This window comes from Moorena sp. SIO3A2 (genome assembly GCF_010672265.1).
Lineage (GTDB): Bacteria > Cyanobacteriota > Cyanobacteriia > Cyanobacteriales > Coleofasciculaceae > Moorena > Moorena producens.
The window spans coordinates 49,835-73,346 of record NZ_JAAHHC010000009.1 but is presented as its reverse complement, the minus strand read 5'-3'; the positions used below and the strand labels follow the sequence as shown (position 1 = coordinate 73,346).

Here is a 23,512-nt window from a genome sequence, read left to right as displayed (position 1 = left end):
TATATTTTGTTACATTATGCTAAGCTTTACTGGTTTATACTAAACCTCTTGCCAAAGTAACTACACTCATGATTGCACTCCTCGCCGCCCTCTCAGCTTCCGCTGCGGCAGGAATGAGAATTGCCCTGCCTCTGTTGGTAATTGGTTTGCTCCACAGTGACCAACTGTGGTCGAAGGTACCGTTACTGTCACAGATTCATCCCCCAGTCTTGCTGACTATCTTGACAACCTGGTCATTGGTGGAACTATTTGCCTCCAAAAAGCTATTAGGACAGCGAGTCTTGCAAATAGTTCAGCTAGTGTTAAGTCCTCTAGTGGGAGCAATTCTTGGTATTGCTGTGACTCAGTTTGCCGAAGAACTAACGGGATATGTCTGGGTAGTCGGTATTGTCGGCGGTTTATTAGCCTTTGTACTCCAGTTAGTTCAAGTGGGATGGTTCTACCGTTTGCGTGGCTTACCTCTGTGGGTAGTGTTTCTTCAGGATTTTCTGTGCGTAGTTTTGATAATCTTAGCTTTTGATGCTCCAGAACAAGGAGGATTAATCGCTTTACTGCTACTGTGGCTAGCCATTCGCAGTTCTAAGCATTGGTATCGTTGGTATGTTAGAGGGCTAGAGGACAGTTAGAGAAAGTGTCATAAAGTGTACTAAAGACTATTCTAAAGTACTAGACTATTAATATGACACTAGTACCACTCCGTAAGGCGGTCGAACTTACGGGACTCTCCAAAACAACGCTAAGGAAGTATGCAGACAATGGCATCATCAAATGCGAACGAACTCCAAGTGGATACCGAATGTTCGATACAGTTAGTCTTGCCACTTTGGGAAGACAACAGCCACCAAAGCCAGCCACCATTTGTTACTGCCGAGTCAGTAGTCAAAAACAAAAAGACGACCTCGCCAGACAAATCGCATACATGCATTCCTTGTTCCCAGAAGCCGAAATCATCCAAGACATTGGCTCAGGACTTAACTACAAAAGGAAAGGACTTAGAGCCATATTGGAACGACTTATGCAGGGAAGTCAGCTCACGATTGTGGTTGCCTGCCGGGACAGACTCACTAGATTCGGATTTGAACTCATTGAGTACTTGGTTAGAAGTTACCGTAAGAGTAGTGCAGCCTTTATAGTTGGTAAATTATGCAGCATAGGGTAAAGGTTTTGTAGTAAGGCTGCACTACTCTAAGGTTTCATCTCCGGTCAGTATCAACGGTGGAAAAATCCTGGTTCTCGACCAGCCTGAAAGCTGCCCCGAATTGGAACTTACAGCAGATCTTCTCTCCATCATTCACGTCTTCTCTTGCAGAGTCCACGGACTCCGGAAATACGGCAAAAAAATCAAAGAAGATTCGAGTGTTCCTAAGTCCTGAGCAACGTTCCATGATAAAAAGATGGTTTGGAGTGTCTCGCTATGTCTTTAACAAGACCGTAAAAATTATTCAAAGTGGAGAAGTTAAAGCCAACTGGAAAGCCATTAAAACTGGCATCTTAAATGACCTTCCTGATTGGTGCAAGACAGTGCCTTATCAAATCAAATCTATAGCGATTAAGGATGCTTGCACCTCCGTCAGAGAAGCCAAGAAAAAGTACAAAAAAACTTCACAAATCAACCGGGTAAAGTTTAGGTCTAGGAAAAATCCTACTCAGTCTTGTTACATCCCAAAATCGGCGGTTTCATCTAAAGGAGTTTATCACACAAAATTAGGGGCACTAACCTTTGCTGAAGCACTCCCTGAAAAAATTTGTGACTGCCGATTGGTTAGCAACAACGGAAATTATTATTTAGTAGTTCCTTACACTACTACTCAAGAAAAGACCGAAAACCAAGGTAGAGTAGTAGCTTTAGACCCTGGCGTTAGAACTTTCTTGACGTTTTTCAGTGAAACTTATGTTGGCAAAATTGGCCAAGGTGACTTCTCGCGAATCCAGCGATTATGTCATCACCTAGATAGTCTTATTTCAAAAATAAGCAAAGCCAAAGGTAAGCAAAAACGTCGAATGAGGAAAGCTGCTAGAAGGATGGTAATCAAAATCCAAAATCTAGTTAACGAGCTTCATCATAAGGCTGCCAGATTTTTCGTAAATAACTTTGACGTAATATTACTCCCTACTTTTGAGACATCTCAAATGTCCAAGAAGTCAAAGCGAAAAATCAGGTCTAAGACAGTGCGCAATATGTTATCTTTTGCTCACTATCGGTTCAAGGAATTCTTAAAACACAAGGCGATTGAGAATGGAAAAATAGTAGTGGATGTATGTGAAGCATATACCAGTAAGACTGTTAGTTGGACTGGTGAATTGGTCAACGTTGGTGGAAGCAAGATTATTAGATCGAAGATTGATGGCCGGATAATGGATTGACCTTTGGTCACGCTTTCGGCAAAGCCGACGCTGCGCGAACGCGAACGGGACATCAATGGCGCACGAGGAATATTTCTTCGTGCCTTGGTAGATACACCCTGGCTGAAAAATCAGCTTGCATTGGCGGGCTAGAGTCTGCTTGGTAGACTTTAGTAGCTAAAAAGTATCGGAAGCGTTCCCGTATCAGTGGTCAAAACCATCACCAGAATCCTGACTAAAGGGGATAACGTTTAGGGGAGAATTGCTGCGCTATATTCGTGGTTGCTAAGGGTCTGTTGGGAGAGCGGTTTTTAGGTCTTTTGGATATCGTTCAGGATTAGCCATGATCTTGAGCTTTGGCAGCCTGTAGCACTTTTAACATCGTATCCGCTGCCTCAACCGCATCATAAGGCGACCACACTGGGTAAGACTGGTCAGGTTTAATTAAATCAGTTTCTTGTTGGGCTAGTTCCGAAATCAGAATCTGTATGATATAGAACTTGTCTGAGCGACTCAGTTCTCTCAACGTCGAGATTAGTTCTGATGAAACCATATAAACACTCCGCTCAAGTCGAGCGTACCTTTCTATTCTAATAGTCCTCGTCCGCTGCCATGAAGTTTTTTTTCCTGGACTTCAGTATCTATTAAGGCTTAAATTTATTTAACTTTATAAGTCCAGATTTCTAAACAAGTCTTCAGGTTAGTATTAGGGTGGGGATAATATCGCTCTCCACGCTTTATTAATTGCCATTGACCCAAGTAGAAGGATTGATTTACCTGTTTCTACTGCAACTACTACTGTATTTATTGTTATTGATAAAATTGCCTGCTTATAATATTCGTTTTTAACTTCATCATTTTCCATGACCTCATCAACCCGCTCCTTTCTATAGACATTTTATGCACGAAGTTTCACAAAGATACCACGAATAACTTTTTCTCACCCTCTGCTGCAAAAGCAAGACAGGCTTTGATGTCTTCGGACGTTAGTTCAGAAAAATCTTCTAGAATTTCTGCTTCTGTCATTCCCCCGGCCAGATATTCTAAAATGTCGTAGACGGTAATGCGCATGCCTCTGATGCAGGGTTTACCACTGCGTTTTCCAGGCTCGATGGTGATGATGTGGCGATAGTCCATAGTTTGTTAGTCTTGTGTTATTTAACTCAATGTTAAAAGAAGTCCCACAGCTCCGGTGTTGATAGCTGATAGCACCTCAAGTAGCATCTCAAGTAGCGCATATGCTTACACCTTTTTTTACAACAAAAAGCTATGAAGCAGCAATTCTAAACCCAGCATGTTGGTAGAAGTAGGGACGGAACCAGTTACGATAGAATGTGGATGCTTCTGTTCCAGTAGTCACCCAAGCACCACCAAGCATCATGTTATGTTGGGTATCAAAAAACGGAGCAGAATAATCTTCATAGAGCCGATGGGGCTTGAATCCTGGTAGCGGCTTGAAGTCATCACTCAGCCACTCCCATACATTCCCCCGCAGGTCATAGAGTCCAGTAGGACTTTTAGCAGTTTCTAACATACCCACTGGGCTAGGTGAGCCAAACTTGAGATTTAGATTGTAATCCTCTATCCCAAAGGGGTCTTGCTGGAAATTTGTGCTACTTTCATCAAGCTCAGCAGTGGCAATATTCCACTCTGCTTCACTCATCAAACGAATCCCTTTACCCTTCCAACGACAGTAAGCCATGGCTTCATGATGATTCACTTCAACGGGCCAATCGAGAGGTAGGTCAATCTCGTCAAACAGCGCTCGATAATTGTAGCCACAGTTGTCGCCACCATTGCTAGGTATCCAGAATTTAGGGTGCTTAATATTATAGGTTGTCTTCCAAATCCAGGATTCTTTATCCCAGTAATCTGGATTATCGTAGCCATTATCATTGACAAACTCCAGAAATTCTCCGTTGGTAATCAGATACTGACTGGCTAAAAACGGTTTAACCTCTACCGAACGATTGCCATATTCACTATCCCAGCCATAGATAGGATAATCCTCTGGTTTACCAAGTGCTACCGAACCCCCAGAAACTTTGAGCATTTCATTCTTGGAAACCTTGCCATTAGAAACAGCATAATTCCAGCTGTCAGGACGTTCAAGCCGCTCTACAGGCAGTTGTCGGATCAGCATCGAAGAGGTTTCAAAGTGGATGCGACTGTGTTCAATTCCCATCATCAGCGCCCAAAGAGGATGATTTTGATGAATTGGCAGATTCAGAGGAGTCTTTTCGATAGTTTCTATAACCACCCCATACACTTGATCTCGATACCGCCAAACCTCTTCCACTTTCGGCCAGTGGATATCTTTGGTTGCTTGATCGAGTTCTTCAGGAGTTTCCGGGTCTACACCAATCTCAAACAGGATTTCATAGTTAGGATTAATGGGTTTATCCAATAACCCAACCCCAAGGAATTTATTGATGTAGAAGACAGCAGAGTGACCCAAATAGAAAATCAGACGGTTTCTTAAGGGGTCGGGACTGATATAGAATGTTTCTTCCCCAACCAGACTTTTCATCAGAACATCTTCGAGTTCCCATGAATTCTTAAAGTAATTGATAATAGTTTCGCTATTGCAGGTGTCAAGGCGAGGGAATTGAGTAGATTCGAGAGTATCCATCCTTTGAGTTCCAAATACTATTCTTCAACTTAGGGGTGTCTATATTCAGCGGTCAGCGGTCAGCGGTCAGCGGTCAGCGGTCAGCGGTCAGCAGTCAGCGGTCAGCGGTCAGCAGTCAGCAGTCAGCGGTCAGCAGTCAGCGGTCGGCTTATTTTATTCAAAAACTGTTCGGTGTAGCTTGGCCACAGGCCTTTGCCTGAAAGCTGATAGCTGATAGCTGATAGCTGAAAGCTGAAAGCTGAAAGCTGAAAGCTGATAGCTGAAAGCTGATAGCTGAAAGCTGATAGCTGATAGCTTACACGTCGATTACACAGTCTGTATCTGACACAGGAGTAAACCAAACCATTGCTTAATATCAGTCCAAGCCTGAACTGTTTTTAGTCCCCGATCGTTTAGATAGTGCTCCATCTGCTCCACATTGAATTTGCGAGAAATTTCTGTAAGCATGCTTTCTCCTGCTTGGAACTCAACCGTTAAATCCAGGCTGGCTAAGCGCACAACATGGGTCTGCTGGCAATGTAAATACATCTCAATCTGAGTTTCCGATTGATTATAAATCGCCTGATGGGTAAAGCGATCGAGGTCAAAATTTCCTTGGAAACGCCAGTTCAGATGTGCCAGCATATTCAGGTTAAATGCCGCAGTCACCCCCTGAGTATCATTATAGGCAGCTTCCAGAATCTGCTTGGGTTTTTCTAAGTCAATGCCCAGCAAAAAGTAATCTCCTGGTGCTAGTAAAGCTGTCATTTTCTCAAAAAAGCGATCGCACTGTTCAGGAGGAAAATTCCCCAAGCTACTACCCAAAAAGAAAACCATCCGACTAGGTAATGGTGTTGGAGTTAATTGGCTCAGGGCGTGTTCATAGGTTCCGACCTGACCCTGAACCTTTAACTTGGGATAATCCAGCAACAGCTGCTTGGCACTCTCTTCAAGAATCTCCCCACTGACATCAATAGGAACATAGCGCAAAGGATATCCCTGGTTTTCATAGGCATCCAACAACAAGCGAGTCTTGGTAGAGCTGCCACTACCCAGCTCCACCAATTCGCAAGCTCCCGTCAATTGGGCTACTTCTACAGCATACTGTTGTAAAATTTCTGCCTCTGTGCGGGTGGGATAATATTCCGGTAACTCGCAGATTTCCTCAAATAATTGGGAGCCTTTTTGATCGTAAAAGTAACGAGGTGGCAAACATTTCGGCGTTTGGGTTAATCCTCGAATGATATCTTTGCCATCATCTGTTGCAGTAGGAAGGTTGGCACTCCCGAGATAGTTAATTCCTAGGCGATCCTCACTGAATCTCAGATTCTTTGTGGTCTCTTGAAAAGTTGTTGACATAATACTCTTTTAATTTTAGTTTTCCAAAAACAGTTTTCTAAAAACAGTACATTTATACTGCTTAACCCATGTTCGGATTAGCACCGGTTAAGAGTACCATAATTTTTACCAGTTTTAAATAGCTCTTACTTTGGGTTCGCTGTCCAAAGTAAGAGCTATACTTTGTCGATTTTGCCTGAGGGCAGGGCAAACCCATCTAAATTAGTTTGACAAATAAGCAAGAGTATGATCAATGAAAGCTAAGTTAACTTGATGGCCAAATTTTATGGCCAAATATGATATAATGAAATCATCACTAATTTTTTTTTTTGAATACAGGCTCTTTCCACTGCTAAATGCTTCCTTTCCCAAAGATTTTAATTAACATAACAAGTACGTAATATCCAAATTTATTTAATACTACAAATTTTTTATAGGCCATAAATCAACATTAATGATTATGAAAAACACTGATATTAAAATAAAAAATATCTCAGATTTAAAAAGATTAGGTTATTTAATAATTGATAATTTTTTGACAATTAGGGAATGTGAAACCCTTTTAAAAACAATCGCTAATTATCGACAAAAAAAATATGAAGTAACTGAAGTTTATCGACCTTTTAAAGAAAGAGATCTTCGATATTTTGTAATTAATGGGCAACAAATTGAGAAATACTTACCTGAAGTATGGCAGTTATACGAGAATGTCAATCTATTAGTGAACAAAGTCAGTAGTCAGGTTCTATTTCCTCTTAGTAACAAATTACCAGCAGTTAACATTAACATCATTAAACCAGGTGGAGAGTATCGATGGCACTATGACAGAAATGCTGTTACCGCCTTACTATATTTAAATTCAGTAGAAGGTGGGGAACTAGAAATGTATCCTAACTATAGGCTTAGGTTTGGCAGGAAAAACCAACAATTCACCTTTATACAAAAGTGCTTGGATGCTGTAGTAAAGCTTAAGTTAATTCGATATTTTTTTGGTAAAAAAGTATTTATCAAACCTCGTCAAGGGATGATAGTGATTATGCAAGGAGACAAATGTCTTCATAGCGTGAAAGCGTTAGAAGGTGAACAAGAAAGAATTAATGTAGTGATGAGTTACGACTTTCCAGGAGTGGAGTTTATTGTAGAGAAGGGGCTAGATTCTTACTTGTATACGAATCAAAAGGGAATTTCTTCAGATCCAAATTATGTATAGGGTTCCTAGAATCACCTGTAGTGGTACACAAGTATTGATTTTAGTTTCCTTTACTTTGACCAAACCCTAGCCAAACCACAGCAATAATAGGCGATTTCTTACAAACTGACAAAAAAGTGTTAAATATAACAAAAAATGAAACTACTGTATTTTTTGGTTGTCCACCATCTTACTTAACAAAAGATTTTTTACAACACTGCAAAATAAACTAAAAGAATGTATTCAAAGTAGATTACTTGTTTTAAGTTCGATATTAAAGAATTACGGAGACAATGTTTTTTTATTTAAAAATAATGATTATACAAGCCCAGGTGCATATCTTTTGACAAGAGTGGTATTTGCACCTAATGTGTACAATGAATTTTTGGACAATACTGCGGAATGAAGACTTTCACCAAAATACTACTCACTCTTATTCCACACCATGAAGTTGTATATAGTCTAATATAACTGAGGACATGAAACCAAGACCAACTCCTATCCCTCCCAGTCCAGGTCAAGAATCTGTTTGGGATTATCCTCGCCCTGCCATTTGGGAAGATACAACTAAGCATATCCGAATCATTTTCAATGATATCGTTCTAGCTGAGACCAGACGAGCTAAACGAGTGCTGGAAACAAGCCATCCCCCCATATACTACATTCCCGCTGAAGACATTAAGTTGGAATATCTAATTGAAACACCACGTCAAACCTGGTGCGAGTGGAAAGGTAAGTGTTTATATTACAATGTTGTTGTGGGTGACAAACAAGTAGCTAATGCAGCTTGGCGTTATTTTCAGCCAACCCCTCATTTTACTGAAATTAGAGACTACTACGGTTTTTATCCTCGTCCAATGGATGCTTGCTATGTGGATGATGAGTTAGTTATACCCCAAGCTGGCAATCTTTATGGTGGCTGGATCACCAGTGATATTGTTGGACCTTTCAAGGGAGAACCAGGAACAATGGGTTGGTAGATGGGTTAGTAGATTTGGTAGATAGTGGGTGATATTTGGGAGCAGTCGAGGGGGACGATTACTTGCCCCCCCTCCCAATTAAATGTGCTAGATCTAGACTTGCCCGTTTCTGTTGTAACCTGAAGAAATTTACAACAACCCAGCAAAATGTAGCGGTCCAGTACCACTAATCAACTCCAACAGTAAAGCAATAAACCCAATCATAGCCAGACGACCATTCCAAACTTCTGCTGCTGTAGTCATGCCCCACTCCCAGCGCTCTGGAGGGTAAATTTTGACTGTCTCTGGGGGACGAATTACCTCAGAGAGTTCACGGCTGGGTGATTCGAGAGCGTCAACTACCAAAGTTGTCAAAGACTCAATAAACAGGGGATGGGTATTGAGGGCTGGTACCCGCTCAAACTGCTTAATCCCTGATTCTTCTGCTATTTCTCGATACTCAATGTCAATTTCTTGCAGGGTTTCGATATGTTCCGAGACAAAACTAATCGGGACTACCAGCAAATCTTGAGTATTCTTAGCTCCGAGTTCTTGCAAGGCATCTTCGGTGTAGGGTTGGAGCCATTCTACCGGACCAACCCGACTTTGATAGGCCAGAGTATGGGGATTGGGGCGGTTGAGGGTTTTCATAATTAAGGCAGTGCAATCCTCAATTTCCTGCTGATAGGGGTCTCCAGCTTCTGTGACATAGCTGATCGGGACACCGTGAGCACTAAAGAAGATATGAACTTGATCAGGATTAGAAAACTTATCGAGTTCCTGAGCAATTAAATCAGCCATGGCTTGGAGGTATTGTGGCTGCTGGTACCAGGAGGGAATGACTGTGTGTTCAATCTTGCTCAGGTCTGGGTCTTCTGTCCACAGATTTTCTAGCAGACGGAAGCTAGAACCACTGGTGCTGATAGAAAATTGGGGATAAAGCGGTAGAATAACTAAGCGTTCGATGCCATCCGCTTTGATGGTTGCGATCGCTTCTTCAGTGAAAGGATGCCAGTAACGCATTCCCACATAGACACTGACCTCTTGCCCTTTCGTTTGCAAATGTTCCTGGAGGGCTTGAGCCTGGGCGTCTGTAATCTTCCGTAGAGGGGAACCACCGCCAATTTGCTTGTAGTTCTCCTGGGATATCTTAGCACGCTTAGTCGAGATTAGCCAAGCCAGGGGTTTTTGCAGCCACGGAAAAGGCAGGCGAATGATTTCCGGGTCAGAAAACAGGTTGAATAGAAAGGGACGAACATCCTTTAACTGATCTGGCCCACCTAGATTAAGCAATAATACCCCAACACGACCCATAGTTAACACAGCTTCCCATAACTTTCATATTTGTTACTGATTTTAACAATATATTTTTTAACTTAAATTTGCAACAAGAAACACAGATCTTTACGAAGGAGTGAGTAGTGGCAACAGTTCTTAGAGCTTGGAGTTATCAGTACCAATGGCTGTATGATAGTATTTCCCGGATCGCGGCTTTGAGCGTGGGTGGAGAGAGACGATTCCGCCAGCTACCGTTACAGGGCTTAACAATTCATTCAGGAACCAAGGTGCTAGATCTCTGTTGCGGCAGTGGTCAGGCAACCCAGTTCTTGGTGGAATTGTCTGAGCATGTCACAGGTTTAGATATTTCGCCACTATCCCTAGAGCGAGCGCGGCGGAATGTTCCCCAGGCCAACTATGTAGAGGGTTTGGCTGAACAGATGCCATTTCCAGATGCTCAATTTGATATAGTTCACACCAGCGCCGCACTCCATGAAATGACCCCTGAGGTGTTGCAGCAGATTATTCAGGAAGTTTACCGGGTGCTTAAACCAGGAGGAGTATTTACCCTAGTGGATTTGCACAAGCCAACTAATGTTTTGTTTTGGCCAGGGTTAGCGGTATTTATGTGGTTGTTTGAAACCCAAACAGCTTGGCAATTACTGGAGACTGACTTGGTCAAAGGGCTTGAGGAAGTGGGGTTTAAGGTATGCGATCGCTCCTTGTACGCAGGTGGTAGTTTACAGGTGATTCAGGTGACCAAAGGGTAAAGGCCGACAGTAACCAAAAAACCTACCCGAAGGGAAGGCCAAGGGCGATCAACCTTCAACCTTCAACCTTCAACCTTCAACCTTCATTTTTAAACCTTCAACCTTCAACCTTCAACCTTCAAACTTCAACCTACCCTACACCTAACGCCAAAGGCGAACAACCAAATAACCTTCAACTATACAGCTGACCTACATATTCCCCATAACCGTTGTAAAGTAGGGTGGGTCGTTTGTCCCAGGATAAGTTAGGACCGCTACTGATGAATTTTTCTGTAGCTTGTGACCATCTGGGGTGAGGCTTATTGGGGTTAACATTTGCCTCAAAGTCATATTCATAGGAATTAATAGTATTCCAGTAGGTAGCTGGCTGGTTAGCTAAAAACTCGACTTTGACTATAGATTTTGCTCCTTTAAAACCATATTTCCAGGGCACTACCATGCGAATAGGAGCACCATGCTGCTTGGGTAATAGATGACCGTAAATACCAATAGCAAAAAATGCTAGTTCGTTAGCCATTTCCTCAACACGTAAACTTTCGGTATAAGGCCAAGGTAAGGAACCAAGGTGTATGCCTGGACCAATAGTAATTTTGCGGTCATAATAGGAGGTAAATCGCACAAATTTAGCCTCTGAAGTAGGTTCTACTGCTTTGATCAGCGCTTTCATGGGAAATCCGATCCAGGGTAGCACCATTGACCACGCCTCTACACAGCGGAAGCGATAGATCCGCTCTTCGATGGGAAATTTAGTTTGCAGATCATCTAGGTCATAGGTTTGGGGATTTTTGACTAATCCCGTCACCTGTAGCTTCCAGTCTTTGGTTGGTAAATTTTGGGCTGCTTGCCAGATCGATTTACTGCCGCCAAATTCATAAAAATTGTTGTACTGTCCAGCAAGATCCTGATCAGTGATGGGTCTGTCAACACTGGCAAAAGCTGGATTGGTTGCTAAGGATTTTAACTTAGGTTGATTTAGGGTTTCCACAAGAGCTTTGTCTGAGGCAGAAGAGGAAGCTTGACAACCAAGAATTGAGAGCATTCCAGTGCCTAGGCTGGCACCAACTAAATTTTTGAGAAAGCGACGTCGGTTAGAATAAGCCGTTTCTGAGGTGACTTGTTGCTCTGGCAGTTCCCAGGACTTTGGTACACGAATGATGGTCATAAAGTAAGTGATATTGTTGACGGTGAGCTTTTAGCAGTCAGCCTCTGAGGCTCTGGAGCTTATTTAAGCATTCAGCAGTCAGCCGTTAGCCGTCAGCCAAACGCTAGTGCGTGGCCATAGGCCAAGGCTCACGCTACGGGAACAGCTTTCCGTAACAGACATTAAACGAATGCTTACCTGTTTTCTTGATGCAAAGCGCGAGTGGGGGAAACCCCCGCAGGTCGGCGCTGCATCGCTTATTCAAAAGCTGTTCCCTTAGCTTGTCGATAGCCCATAAGCTGATAGCCCATAAGCTGATAGCACCTCAAGTAGCTTGCGTGGCACAGGCTTCGACGCTGTGATGTAGCGCATTAGTTGATAGCTGAATGCTTACGAGCTTATAGCTGGCAAGGGTAGCTTTTCAAGTAGTGCCTTGACTGATAGCGCCAGTTAAAAGCTTAAGTTATACTTGTGCCAAGTATAGTTAATAACTATAGTTAAAATTACTACCGCTTATTTTTTTTTATAAGGATGTATTAGGATGCCAGATTAATGTCATGACTACTAAAATAAAAATAAATAAATAAATAAAATAACGTAAATAAAAAAACCAGGAGAAAGCTGATGATCCGTAAAACACTAGTTATAGTAGGAATCGGCTGGATAGTTGTGGGATTGGTACCTCTTGCCTATGCTCAGTCAGGAGCGCAGTCTAGTGAGCCAAGCGGTTCAGTAACCCTGTCTGGTGACACCCTCCGCCAAGTTAATGGTCGCACGGTCTCAGACGATTATGGCACCTTTTTCCCAACATCACTAGAGCTGGAGGAAAAGGAAGGCTTAGGTAACAATTTACAGCCTAAGTTCAAGGTTGGTTCAAGTGACAATGTAGACATAGTTTTTGGGGATACCATCCAGCAGGAAGAACTTAATGTGTTTCCTCAATCCCCAACTACTCGCAATACTCAAAAAGTCCAGTTGGCGGTTCCACTAAGAGAGTAAAGGTTGACTAAAAGTTTGTTCTAAGCACTGATAGCTAAAGGGTTACTCAACCTCTGGTTCACCAGTTCAGTAGCTAGGCTAATTGCAGCCTTCATGCTAGTAGCGTTAGCAATGCCAAGACCGGCAATATCAAACGCTGTGCCATGATCAGGAGAAGTACGCACAAAGGGTAAACCGATGGTAGTATTGATCGCTCTGTCAAATGCCATGAGTTTGACAGGAATTAAGCCCTGGTCATGATAGAGTGCCAAATAAGCATCATGAGCATTATCAGCGTACTGCTGGTGGTTGCCGTACCAAGCCTGACCAGGTTTTACCCAAAGAGTGTCAGGAGGTATTGGTCCATCTAATTGGATAGTCGGGCGTTGCTGGCGCTCTTGCTCTAGCCAGGGAATCAGCCAATCTTGTTCTTCACAACCTAGCTGACCCTGCTCACCACTATGAGGATTTAACCCAGAAATCGCGATTCGAGGTTTGTTGATGCCAAAATCACTAGCCAAACAGGCGATCAGTAAGTCTAGTTTACTCCCCATCAATAGTGGCGTTAAGGTATTTGGGACTTGACTTAAAGGAATATGTGTGGTAGCTAAAAGTGTACGTAGCACCCAACCACTATGGGGCGATCGCGCTACGAAGAGCATCCCAAATTGTTTGACACCAGAGTAGTGGGCTAGCACTTCAGTTTGACCAGGATAATCATGTCCTGCGGCTTTCCAGAGAGACTTGGCAATGGGTGCGGTCACAATACCATCAAACTCACCACGTTGGGTGAGTGCGATCGCATTTTCCAGATACATAAAACTAAGAGCACCACTAGCAGCATTACCAACACCTGGGGTTATTTGAGGCCGTTGTCCGTAATCCAACTCAATGTCAAGGATTGATAATGTCTCTGGGGAAGCTAAAGTAGCTACATCTTCAATCCCCTGCTGACTTAGCTGGGTGTAAGCCCCATTCAAGAGGTACCGACTGCCAATCACGGTTATCTCACAATTCCTAGTGACTTGGGAATCTGCCAATGCCTTGAGGACAACTTCTGGTCCAATGCCTGCCGGATCTCCCAAGGTCACCGCTAACCTAGGACGCCTTGGTGGTGAGTTAAGTTTTCCTGTCAAAGACATGTTCTGATGGTTTGTTGACAAGTCTGACATAATTCGTAAACACTCCAGTACCCTAACCCCTTTGCTGGAATACTCTTGCTCAGGATTTCCATAGGATTGCTATATTCTCGCACCCTAGTCATGATACCTTGTAACAAAAGTACATAGGAGATCATAAAACTAATGGGTACAGAAATTTTCAATGCAGCGTTTTTGTCCTTCACCCTGATTCTTGTGGGTTTGGGCTTAGGCTTCTTGCTACTCAAAATCCAGGGAGTGTCAGAATAGTTTCTAGTGAATGGGTTATGGGGTAACGGCTGTGGGGTTTGGTCAAGAATTCTGGCACAGTTTTCTTTTAAACCAATCACTTATGCTGTCTTAGCCTAAACCCATTCTCCCACACCCCTCACCTGATGGCGTTGCCTATTGAATACCAGAAAAATGAGAGATCGACAAAATTTCTGATAGAATCTTATAGAAAGTTTAAGATTCCTTACTAAAATTACTATAATGAACTTGTTGGTCGTCGGTGCAACTGGCACCTTAGGAAGACAGGTGGTTCGTCGTGCACTAGACGAGGATCATCAGGTACGCTGTCTTGTACGCAGTCCACGAAAAGCTTCTTTCCTTAAAGAATGGGGAGCAGAACTAGTACAAGGAGACCTGTGTGTTCCAGAAACCCTACCAAAAGCCCTGGAAGGGATCACAGCTGTCATTGATGCGGCAACATCGAGACCAACAGATTCTCTGACCATCAGACAGGTAGACTGGGAAGGGAAAGTTGCCCTCATTCAAGCGTCTGTGGCTGCTGGTATAGAAAGATATGTCTTTTTCTCAATTCTGGGAAGTGAGAATTTTGCTCATGTCCCACTGATGGAAATAAAGCACTGTACAGAACTATTTCTGGCAGAATCAGGATTGCCACACACAATCTTGAAACCAAGTGGCTTTATGCAAGGCTTAATTGGTCAGTATGCGATCCCCATTTTGGATGGACAGGCGGTTTGGATTACAGGAGAAACCTCTCCCATCGCCTATATGAACACCCAGGATATTGCTAAGTTTGGCATTCGTGCTCTGGAAGTTCCAGAAACAGTAAATCAGACATTCCCGGTTGTGGGAACCAGAGCCTATAGTACCTACGAAATCATTAACCTGTGTGAGCGGTTGTCCGGTAAAGATGCTAAAATAGCCCGACTCCCAATAAATTTTTTGCGGGGTATGCGGCGATTCGTGAGATTTTTTCAGTGGGGCTGGAATGTGGCAGATCGGCTTGCCTTCACTGAGGTGCTAGTGAGCGGGAAACCGCTGGATGCACCGATGGATAAGGTATACGAGGTCTTTGGCCTAGACCCTAAGGAAACCACAACTTTGGAAGAATATCTACAAGAATACTTTAACCGGATTATGAATAAGCTCAAAGAAATCGATTACGAGAAAGCTAAAAAGAAGTCTAAGAAGAGGACTCCTTTTAAATCTAAATCCTAGATATTTCCTGGAAAATCGATAAGCGGGAGGTTTTGGGGAGCCAGTGCAGCAAAAGTGCTTCTCGACGGGGCTTCCAAGGTGCGGATGCCAGCCTGAGCACACAGCCGGTTCCCATAGCGCGACTGCATCAAGACAGTAGCTGATTAAATCACAATTGTCCATGATGTTTCAGATAATTTAATCCAAGTAGTTCAAGACGGGGACTGGTGAGTATACCAAAAGCAGGCATTATCTACAACGACCTTAAACCAATGGCTTGTAGCGTTGCTGAAGAGTTGCACAACCAATTGAGGACTGCGGGTTGGGAAGTGTGTATGGCGACAGGGGTTGGGGGAATTCTGGGTTATTCGAGTCCTCAATCACCAGTGTGTCATACACCAATGGACAAACTAGCCCCCCCTGGTTTTGATGACCAGATGGCTTTCGCAATTGTATTGGGGGGAGATGGTACAGTACTAGCGGCTTTTCGCCAATTGGCTCCCCAAGGGATCCCTGTGCTAACGGTGAATACAGGTCACATGGGTTTCTTAACAGAGACCTATGTCAATCAGTTGCCTTCTGTCTTGGAGCAGGTAATGGCAGAAGAGTATGCTATAGAAGAACGGTCCATGCTTTCTGTGCAGATCCTGCGAGATGAGACGATTTGGTGGGAGGCACTTTGTTTAAATGAAATGGTATTGCACCGGGAACCTTTGACGAGTATGTGCCATTTTGAGGTACAAATAGGACATCACGCACCAGTGGATATTGCAGCTGATGGTATAATAGTCTCAACACCCACTGGCTCTACTGCCTATTCTCTAAGTGCTGGAGGACCAGTATTAACTCCTGAGGTGCCGGTGTTGCAACTGTTGCCCATCTGTCCCCATTCTTTGGCATCTCGGGCATTAGTCTTTGCCGACACAGAGCAATTAACCATTTTTCCCGCTACTCCCAATTCGATGGTGATGGTAGTTGATGGCAATGGTGGTTGCTACGTCATACCAGAAGATAAAATAAAAGTTAAGCGATCGCCTTACTCCGCTCGATTTATCCGTTTGCAAGCACCAGAGTTTTTCAGGGTTTTGCGAGAAAAGTTGGGGTGGGGATTGCCGCACATTGCTAAACCGACCTCTGTGGAGTTGCCTTAGAGCGTACATCCATGTCAGAAAGTTTTGTCAACTAGTATTCTCGAGCTGGGGAGCTGGGGATATAGGTAAACAAAACAATCAGGATTTTCTAGATCAGGATTTTCTGTATAGGCTTTCCTCCAGCTGAATTGAAGAAAGCCAGGCCATGGGAAGGGGGGTTAGGCAGGAGTGTCAAAAACGGTGATTGCTGCCTGTTGGTTACGAGAAACACCATTAGCTGGAATCAACTAACCATAAGGGTTTCCTGAACGTGTTGCTCGAAAGTTGTATTCATACCTAGTACTATTAATCTCGATCTGGTAGTTTCTGGTGGTGTCTGGTGGTGTCCCAAATCCATGTATGTAATCTGTGAAACGCAACTTCGGATCAGGGGGGCTTGTGCAACTATACCCCGGTAAGATAGGAGTATCCACCAGCAACTGGCTATTCATGGTCGGTACTTAGGCAATCAACCCAAACTATTCTATGTCTGCTTTGAATCGCAATACTCGTCGTCGGCTCAATAAATTACAACAGACTTCCAGTGTGTGGGAGGGAGACCGCCGTCCCCTGTCAGTTATTGGTAACAATCATCAGCCGGATGGTGAGGGTCATAATGATTGCATTCTTTGGGTGGATGGCTCAGAAGGCATTGTCAGGGCAATGGATTTAGTATCACCAACAATGGGACCAGAAGCGATTGTTCGTGCCCTTATGCAAGCCATGGAACATCCCCAAAGCCCCGCCAGACCAGCACGACCCTCAAAGATTGTTGTTCGTAACCGAGAAATTCAGTTTTTTTTGCGAGGTGTCCTTCAAGGGTTAGACATTGGAATTGATTATGTACCCAATTTACCCTTGATTGACGAACTGTTTCGGGGATTTGAGGAAATGGCGGCTACTCGACAACCCCAGCTACCACCTAAGTATGCCGACCTACTTATAGAAAAAGCCTATGAAATTTGGCATGAAGCTGCTTGGGAAGTAGTGGCTGATCATCAGATTATCTCGATTGAATTAAATCGCTGGGATTTGGAAACTCTATACGTCTCAGTAATGGGTATGCTGGGTATGGAGTACGGGGTACTACTATATCGGTCCTGGGATTCCCTGAAACGGTTCCGATCATCAGTGCTGGCAGATGACTCGTGGGACAAGATGGAACAAGCTTTCTTAGGGCAAGATTGCTTGTTTTTAACCTTCGGGCGGTTTGGGGATGATACCGAAGATGAGGATGAAGAGGATGATATTGATTTAGCTGATTTACCAGTATCAGAGATTGTACCTGGCTTTGGTACAGTCCATCCCTTGGAAGGAATGCGACCTTATATTTATGAAGAAGAAGCGATCGCCATTTATGTTGCCCTAGAAGCCATTCAGCGATTTGTTCACGATTACCATGAGCAATTAGATGACGAAAACTTACCCAAGATTGGTAAGCGTTACCGCATCCCGGTACCCCTAGAAGCAAAATCTACTGTTAACGTTAAAGTTAACACCCATCCTGACCTAGCGGATGAGTTGTTAGAGATGGCAATTGAGTCCGAGGAAGATGATTTCGATTCAGGGTCGATGACCATACCCTTACGGGATGACCTTGTGCCAAAGGATGCTTTCCTCAAGCTGGGCATGATGTCTTGGGAAGCAATAGAATCTATTCGCTCTGGTGTCAAATCCTATCAGTCTCAGAATATTAAAGCAATCGGGGAAGGCATGCCAGTTATTTTGATTCAAACCACCCGACCAAAGGCACAAGTGTTGATAGAACAGATCCAGACTGCTGGTGGAATCAAAGGGATTTGCTTTAATTCAGGGGAAGACCCCTTTGAGGGCACACGCTACGACCTTGGCATTATCCAAACAGAAAACAGCAGTCTTTATTTGTTAGGAGAGTTTTCTGAAACCGATACCAACCATGCTGCTGCCCGCGAGCAGTGGGAGGAGGGTTGTGAAAATCAGGGCTATTGTGGTTTAGTTATTGCCAGAGGTCTAGCAGGAGCATCTCGGGGTAATCCCAAGCCTCGTGACATGATGGCATTGTTTGAAGCGCGATCGCTCTCCACTACAGATTTGGGAATAGCAATCCTGAAGGCAGAACCCTCAATAACTGAGCCACCCTTTTGAGTTTCTGATTGAGAGAATAGACCTCTTGCAAAAATAACTAAGCAATCATTTTGGATAGCTTCTAAGTCAATTTTGAGACCTATTCCCTATTCCCTATTCCCTATTCCCTATTCCCTGACAACTGCCGCGAAGTCTAATGATTGAGAGACTGCCCACCCAGAAGCCTGATCGGATCACGGGATGAGCTAAAGCAGCAGCAGCCCCGCGCTCTACCCGAAGGGTGAGCGTCGGGAAGAATGCGAGCGAGATGAGGAGGGTGGGTCAATCAATGCCGAAGGAACTGAGGCGAGTGCGACCCACACCGACGAGACGAGCAACTCACTCAGGCAATGAACGAATAAATTCCCGCAGAACATCCGTGATGGATCTTTCGGTTTTTCGACAATAGGAATCCAGTCGATCTTTTTCGGTTTTAGGGAGTCGAATCTGGATTGTTTCTTTACTGGTCATGATTGCAGTGTATGGAAATATGCACTACAATAGTATCACGACAATATTTTTTCCTATGCGAACCGCCTACCAGTACCGATTAAGATTGACTCGACAACAGCAAGTCACCATTGACCAATGGCTTGACATTTGCCGTCGGCAATACAACTATCGGCTGGCAGAGCGGTTTAATTGGTGGGAGCAAAATCGCTGCGATATTAATGCCTGTCCATTGGTATGTCATCTCCCAGAATTGAAAGACCGTCCTGATTTCTATGCTCAGAAACGGGATCTGGTCAACTCGAAAAAGCTGTTCCCCGAATACAAGGATCTGCCGTCACATACTCTGCAAGATGTGATTGCACGAGTAAAAAAGACGTTTGATCGATGGCTCCAAGGGGATTGCAACGGCAAGCGAAGCGGTAAGCCCCGGTTCAAAGGAGTTGGGCGTTATCGTTCAATTGCGTTTCCAGATCCCATTAAGCCAGAACATATTGACGGGCGATTGATCCAGCTACCAAAGATTGGCAAGTTGAAAATGATTCTGCATCGTCCGTTGCCAGATGGCTTCAAAGTGAAAACAGCAACTATTACCAAGAAAGCGGATGGGTATTACATCACGTTGTCGTTACAAGATTCGTCGGTTCCCGTTCTTACTCCTGATGCTCCAAGTCTCGATAATACCATTGGGATTGATATGGGATTGAAAGAGTTTCTGGTAGATGATTCGGGGGCATACGAGCCAATTCCTCAACACTATCGCAAAGCAGAGAGATGCCTGAAACGGTTGCAGCGCTCACTTTCTCGTAAGAAGAAAGGTTCCAACCGTCGAAAGAAAGCTATTAAGCGAGTCGCTAAAGCTCACTTGAAAGTTTCAAATCAGCGCAAAGACTTTCACTACAAAACCGCCAAAAAGCTTTTATCTCAAGGCAAGAATTTAGCACATGAAAAGCTGAACATCAAAGGTCTAGCCAAATCTAGGCTGGCAAAATCTGTTACGGATGCTGGATGGGGTCAATTCCTGCAAATTCTCTCAATCAAGGCTGAAAGAGCCGGATTGTTGGCAATTGCGGTGAATCCAAACGGCACTTCTCAAAACTGCTCTGAATGTGGTGCAAAAGTCCCAAAAACGCTCTCAGACAGGCTTCATAACTGTTCTGAATGCGGGCTGACGATTGACCGTGACCACAATGCAGCAATCAATATCAAGTATTTGGCGGTAGGGCATTCCGTCAATAAAGCTCAGGTAGCGTCCGATGCAATAGCAGGAGTCCCTGAGAAGCCCGCGCTCTATGCGTGACTCATGAGCGTCGGGAGTATGTAACTAGACCAACAACACCACCATCCCCTGGGATTACTTCACCAATTTTACATGCATTTACCTGCTGTGAATTAAACGATGTTAGGGTTTGCTCAACCTGCTGTTGAGGAACAATCAGCACAAAACCAATCCCCATATTATAGGTATCAAACATTGCCTGAGGACTAACCTGACCTGTTTGGGCTAGCCACTTAAAAATTGGTGGAATCACCCAGCTGTTGGGATAAATCTGGACGGATTGTCCAGCACCCAGGCAACGAGGGAGGTTTTCTGGGATACCGCCGCCAGTAATGTGAGCCATACCGTGAATCTCGATACCAGCCCTACGAGCATCAAGCACCGGTTTGACGTAAATCTGAGTTGGTGTCAACAATTCCTCCCCTAAGCTTTTACCAGCTAAAAATTCCGGAGTTATGTCCCAGGAAAGAGCGTTGTCTGGGGAATCCTGAACAATTTTCCGGATCAGACTAAAACCATTGCTGTGGACGCCCTGACTGGCCAAACCAATTACCACATCTCCAATTTGGACTTGGGAACCGTCAAGCATGCGGCTCTTTTCCACAATTCCTACACAAAATCCTGCTAGGTCATACTCAGCGAGTTCGTAGAAACCAGGCATTTCTGCGGTTTCCCCTCCTAGTAAAGCACACCCAGCCAGACGACAACCTTGGGCAATACCGGCAACAACCTGAGTCAGTTGTTGTTGGTTGAGCTTGCCAGTGGCTAAATAATCCAAGAAAAACAGGGGTTCCGCACCAACAGTCAAGACATCGTTGACGCACATCGCTACCAAATCAATGCCAACAGTGTCATGGCGGTTGAGGTCTTGAGCCAATTTGAGTTTAGTACCAACTCCATCAGTTCCAGATACCAGCACTGGCTCAGTATATCCAACTGGCAGCTGAAAGCAACCACTAAAACCACCTAGTCCACCTAATACTTCCGAACGGTGGGTACTTTTTACCAGGCTACGGATTTGGTTAATAAATCCTCGACCTGCCTCAATATCAACACCAGCGTCTCGATAATCCATGGGAAAACAAAAATGCTTTTGAGCTAGAAATGCAGGATGTATTTTATATCAAGTCTGGTTGAATACCCATAATTAAGGAGAGGGTGGGGAAGATGGGGAGAAACGGAGGTGTGGGGAGATGGGGAGATAGGGAGATTTTTATTAAGGGTAATTATCCTGACCTGATCTTACAGGGTAGTGTCGATCAAGACCTAGGGGGCAAATAGGGTCAGATCAGTAGTGTTTTGATGAAGGTAGTGGTCAGCGCCGTGGTCAGCGCCGTGGTCAGCGCCCTTTCTTACCAGAATTGGTTGCACCTAGTCTGTATTCAAGTTTACTTTATAGAGGAAATTTGTTGAGGTTGATTCATTAGTTATTTCGCAGATCTTGATGGGATTGATAAGAATTAACTATTATTGGCGTTACTTCACAAAAACTTCACAAAAGCTCTAACCACTAATATAACTTAGTTTGTGGTCAATCTACAACAGTCGATTTTGACAAGTTATTAGTAACAGCTTCATAAAATGGGGATTCCACCATCAGAAACTTCATGGTATTCTGTTTCAGGTTTTTAGTTAAATCACTAATAACCAATTTGTGAGGAGTTAATGGGCAAGTTGAAGTTATGTTGCTGGGTTTCTTGCAGCACCATAATGCCTAAAACTGCCAATTATCGTAGACAACAGACCTATGAATCAAAAAATTTGGGGTGGCATCACCGCTTCTTTCCTAACAACAGTTCTCGGTACAACAACATCAACTCCTGTCTCATCCGCTGAGACAGTTGTTCAGACTGTGAAAGGAAATTCTGATACCCAACTGGCACAAGAATTGCCATCTAGCGCAACTGCAGCAATAAAAAAACTACCAGCTCAGCCCACACCAGAGTTTCAATTGGCTGAGTTTCCAGAGCAACTGAGGACTGCCAGTACCTCAGAAATCATTACCAATATTTATGCTTATCAACTGGCAGGACGTCAGGCAGCTACACTGTATGTCCGCAGTATTCCTGTTCTGACTTTCCTAGGTTCACAGGGAATCAATACTGACCCTAGCAAAGACAGAGTTGCTACTGAGGTTGAAAAGATAGCAACTCCGTCTTCTGTTGCCCCAGGCAACGCTACGATATCGGATGCTAAGGGGTCAGAAAATGACTCAATTCAGCGGGCTCAAGTGGTTGCTGCTCGGATCAATGAACTTCATCGCAACAATGTCAATGCTGAGTCAATCACTGTCCGTTGGAATGGTTCCTACAAAAGCTACAGCATCCAAGTCAATCAGGAAGAATTAGTCCAAGTTGATCAGAATACAATTCTGCCAGATACCACTAAAGACCTGGCTGAAGATGCTCTACAAGCTACTAATCGATTGCGACGGCTGATCGGTTACGCTCCCCCTCTCAAAGAAATTGCCGACTTACCGCCAGCACCAAAACCACGAAGAGTACAGAAAGTAGCTAGGAGTACCACTCGACGAGTAAGAAGTCAGATGAGGGGTATGGCTTCTTGGTATGGTCCGGGTTTCCATGGCCGACGCACTGCCAGTGGTGAGCGATTTAATCAATACGCCCTGACTGCTGCTCATCGTACCTTGCGGTTTGGGACTAGGGTGCGGGTGACTAACATGAGAAATGGTCGCTCCGTCATTGTGCGAATTAATGACCGTGGACCCCACAGCAGGAGTCGGCTCATTGACCTTTCCAGGGGCGCAGCCCGAGTTATCGGACTTGAAAGATCCGGCACTGCTGCTGTGCGTCTAGAGGTTTTATATTAACTTAAATCTTCAACGGCAATGGGTAATGGCTAATGGGGAATGGGTAATCGCTAATTGTAATCTAATTCCCAATTCCCAATTCTCCATTACCAAAGGTGAAAAAAAGTTTGTTGCAGGTAGACACGACAATTAGCTGTCCGGCAAAATTCATCCCACACCTAATGCGTAGCATTAGGTGTGGGATGAATTTTGCACAGGGTATTATAAAATTGCTATAATATATGTACTGATAAACAAAGCCGTTCGCGTAGCGTGGCCTACGGCCTTAAATGCTGGGCAAGTCAGCCACTTACGTGCCTAAAAAATAGAACTCATTATATTGTTCCGGTGGGTCGGGGCATCCCGTGTCGTTAATAAAGTAACCCGTGTATCCGTTCGCGCCCCGCGTCGGCGAAAGCCGATAGTGATGGCTGGAGTTGGTAAGAAGCCCACACTGTAATCTTCGATGAGCGTGTGGGAGTATGTCACTATTAGTATGATCCGTGTCCCTGCTTAAAGTAAGCATTCAGCTAACTCCCTAGGCTG

24 protein-coding genes are annotated in these 23,512 nt (G+C 44.1%); 14 read left to right on the top strand and 10 right to left on the bottom strand.

All coding sequences use genetic code 11. From position 1 onward, the window contains the following. The first annotated feature begins 68 nt into the window (after nt 1-68). The 3 genes from F6K64_RS12925 to F6K64_RS12915 are packed head-to-tail and all read left to right on the top strand — an operon-like array spanning nt 69 to nt 2,364. Entirely contained in the window at nt 69-626 is a 558-nt protein-coding gene (locus F6K64_RS12925; RefSeq protein WP_008184797.1) for a DUF4126 domain-containing protein, read from the top strand. A 53-nt stretch (nt 627-679) separates the two neighbouring features. Continuing rightward, on the top strand, nt 680-1,159 hold the full coding sequence (locus F6K64_RS12920) for an IS607 family transposase (RefSeq protein ID WP_287263937.1): 480 nt from the start codon (nt 680-682) through the stop codon (nt 1,157-1,159). Between the two features lie 56 nt (nt 1,160-1,215). After that, nucleotides 1,216-2,364: an RNA-guided endonuclease TnpB family protein gene (locus tag F6K64_RS12915; protein WP_287265527.1), complete on the top strand. Its 1,149-nt coding sequence runs from the start codon at nt 1,216-1,218 to the stop codon at nt 2,362-2,364. 316 nt (nt 2,365-2,680) lie between these two features. Here the strand turns inward: F6K64_RS12915 and F6K64_RS12910 are convergent, their stop codons facing one another. From F6K64_RS12910 to ovoA, 4 genes are all read right to left on the bottom strand, one after another. Beyond that, complete coding sequence (locus F6K64_RS12910; protein WP_008179557.1) at nt 2,681-2,896, bottom strand: hypothetical protein; 216 nt, start codon at nt 2,894-2,896, stop codon at nt 2,681-2,683. A gap of 153 nt (nt 2,897-3,049) precedes the next feature. After that, on the bottom strand, nt 3,050-3,208 hold the full coding sequence (locus tag F6K64_RS12905) for a hypothetical protein (protein ID WP_008179558.1): 159 nt from the start codon (nt 3,206-3,208) through the stop codon (nt 3,050-3,052). 47 nt (nt 3,209-3,255) lie between these two features. Continuing rightward, nucleotides 3,256-3,480 carry a DUF433 domain-containing protein gene (locus F6K64_RS12900; RefSeq protein ID WP_008179559.1) on the bottom strand — a complete coding sequence of 75 codons (225 nt, stop codon included), beginning with the start codon at nt 3,478-3,480 and terminating at the stop codon, nt 3,256-3,258. Between the two features lie 130 nt (nt 3,481-3,610). Next, on the bottom strand, nt 3,611-4,975 hold the full coding sequence (gene ovoA, locus F6K64_RS12895; protein WP_008179561.1) for a 5-histidylcysteine sulfoxide synthase: 1,365 nt from the start codon (nt 4,973-4,975) through the stop codon (nt 3,611-3,613). Between the two features lie 35 nt (nt 4,976-5,010). Here ovoA and F6K64_RS12890 point away from each other — a divergent pair, with 35 nt between their 5' ends. After that, on the top strand, nt 5,011-5,175 hold the full coding sequence (locus F6K64_RS12890; RefSeq protein WP_008179563.1) for a hypothetical protein: 165 nt from the start codon (nt 5,011-5,013) through the stop codon (nt 5,173-5,175). Between the two features lie 106 nt (nt 5,176-5,281). Here F6K64_RS12890 and egtD read toward each other — a convergent pair whose 3' ends face one another. Then, nucleotides 5,282-6,313, bottom strand: coding sequence for an L-histidine N(alpha)-methyltransferase (egtD, locus tag F6K64_RS12885; protein WP_008179564.1), 1,032 nt, complete (start codon nt 6,311-6,313; stop codon nt 5,282-5,284). Between the two features lie 439 nt (nt 6,314-6,752). Here egtD and F6K64_RS12880 point away from each other — a divergent pair, with 439 nt between their 5' ends. Both F6K64_RS12880 and F6K64_RS12875 read left to right on the top strand, forming a co-directional pair. Beyond that, on the top strand, nt 6,753-7,502 hold the full coding sequence (locus tag F6K64_RS12880; RefSeq protein WP_287265526.1) for a 2OG-Fe(II) oxygenase: 750 nt from the start codon (nt 6,753-6,755) through the stop codon (nt 7,500-7,502). 458 nt (nt 7,503-7,960) lie between these two features. Beyond that, a complete protein-coding gene (locus tag F6K64_RS12875) occupies nt 7,961-8,461 on the top strand; it encodes a DUF427 domain-containing protein (protein WP_008179569.1) in 501 nt (166 codons plus the stop codon). Nucleotides 8,462-8,590: 129 nt separating this feature from the next. On the opposite strand, the gene hemH is transcribed toward F6K64_RS12875, so the two are convergent. Next, nucleotides 8,591-9,754 carry a ferrochelatase gene (gene hemH, locus F6K64_RS12870; protein WP_008179571.1) on the bottom strand — a complete coding sequence of 388 codons (1,164 nt, stop codon included), beginning with the start codon at nt 9,752-9,754 and terminating at the stop codon, nt 8,591-8,593. 107 nt (nt 9,755-9,861) lie between these two features. Here hemH and F6K64_RS12865 point away from each other — a divergent pair, with 107 nt between their 5' ends. Next, nucleotides 9,862-10,488 carry a class I SAM-dependent methyltransferase gene (locus tag F6K64_RS12865; protein ID WP_008179574.1) on the top strand — a complete coding sequence of 209 codons (627 nt, stop codon included), beginning with the start codon at nt 9,862-9,864 and terminating at the stop codon, nt 10,486-10,488. A 172-nt stretch (nt 10,489-10,660) separates the two neighbouring features. Here the strand turns inward: F6K64_RS12865 and msrP are convergent, their stop codons facing one another. Further along, nucleotides 10,661-11,650 (bottom strand): protein-methionine-sulfoxide reductase catalytic subunit MsrP, encoded by a 990-nt coding sequence (msrP, locus tag F6K64_RS12860; protein ID WP_008179577.1) that lies wholly within the window; start codon nt 11,648-11,650, stop codon nt 10,661-10,663. Nucleotides 11,651-12,253: 603 nt separating this feature from the next. Here msrP and F6K64_RS12855 point away from each other — a divergent pair. Beyond that, entirely contained in the window at nt 12,254-12,628 is a 375-nt protein-coding gene (locus F6K64_RS12855; RefSeq protein ID WP_008179579.1) for a hypothetical protein, read from the top strand. Between the two features lie 20 nt (nt 12,629-12,648). Here the strand turns inward: F6K64_RS12855 and pdxA are convergent, their stop codons facing one another. After that, nucleotides 12,649-13,749: a 4-hydroxythreonine-4-phosphate dehydrogenase PdxA gene (gene pdxA / locus F6K64_RS12850; RefSeq protein WP_008179581.1), complete on the bottom strand. Its 1,101-nt coding sequence runs from the start codon at nt 13,747-13,749 to the stop codon at nt 12,649-12,651. A 162-nt stretch (nt 13,750-13,911) separates the two neighbouring features. Here pdxA and petM point away from each other — a divergent pair, with 162 nt between their 5' ends. From petM to F6K64_RS12830, 4 genes are all read left to right on the top strand, one after another. Continuing rightward, on the top strand, nt 13,912-14,016 hold the full coding sequence (gene petM, locus F6K64_RS12845; RefSeq protein WP_063747919.1) for a cytochrome b6-f complex subunit PetM: 105 nt from the start codon (nt 13,912-13,914) through the stop codon (nt 14,014-14,016). Between the two features lie 222 nt (nt 14,017-14,238). Continuing rightward, nucleotides 14,239-15,216, top strand: coding sequence for an SDR family oxidoreductase (locus tag F6K64_RS12840; protein WP_008179584.1), 978 nt, complete (start codon nt 14,239-14,241; stop codon nt 15,214-15,216). A 212-nt stretch (nt 15,217-15,428) separates the two neighbouring features. Beyond that, the gene (locus F6K64_RS12835; protein WP_044492265.1) at nt 15,429-16,346 is read left to right on the top strand and encodes an NAD(+) kinase; all 918 of its coding nucleotides are present in this window, start codon (nt 15,429-15,431) and stop codon (nt 16,344-16,346) included. Between the two features lie 465 nt (nt 16,347-16,811). Continuing rightward, complete coding sequence (locus tag F6K64_RS12830) at nt 16,812-18,449, top strand: DUF6930 domain-containing protein (protein WP_008179589.1); 1,638 nt, start codon at nt 16,812-16,814, stop codon at nt 18,447-18,449. A gap of 318 nt (nt 18,450-18,767) precedes the next feature. Here the strand turns inward: F6K64_RS12830 and F6K64_RS12825 are convergent, their stop codons facing one another. Next, on the bottom strand, nt 18,768-18,899 hold the full coding sequence (locus tag F6K64_RS12825) for a ribbon-helix-helix protein, CopG family (protein WP_008179590.1): 132 nt from the start codon (nt 18,897-18,899) through the stop codon (nt 18,768-18,770). A 55-nt stretch (nt 18,900-18,954) separates the two neighbouring features. On the opposite strand from F6K64_RS12825, the gene F6K64_RS12820 reads away from it, so the two are divergent. Next, nucleotides 18,955-20,178, top strand: coding sequence for an RNA-guided endonuclease InsQ/TnpB family protein (locus F6K64_RS12820; RefSeq protein ID WP_044492266.1), 1,224 nt, complete (start codon nt 18,955-18,957; stop codon nt 20,176-20,178). Nucleotide 20,179: 1 nt separating this feature from the next. On the opposite strand, the gene purM is transcribed toward F6K64_RS12820, so the two are convergent. Then, the gene (gene purM, locus F6K64_RS12815; RefSeq protein ID WP_008179594.1) at nt 20,180-21,232 is read right to left on the bottom strand and encodes a phosphoribosylformylglycinamidine cyclo-ligase; all 1,053 of its coding nucleotides are present in this window, start codon (nt 21,230-21,232) and stop codon (nt 20,180-20,182) included. Between the two features lie 672 nt (nt 21,233-21,904). Between purM and F6K64_RS12810 the strand changes: the two genes are divergently transcribed. Then, the gene (locus F6K64_RS12810; RefSeq protein ID WP_008179597.1) at nt 21,905-22,987 is read left to right on the top strand and encodes a septal ring lytic transglycosylase RlpA family protein; all 1,083 of its coding nucleotides are present in this window, start codon (nt 21,905-21,907) and stop codon (nt 22,985-22,987) included. The last annotated feature ends 525 nt before the right edge of the window (nt 22,988-23,512 follow it).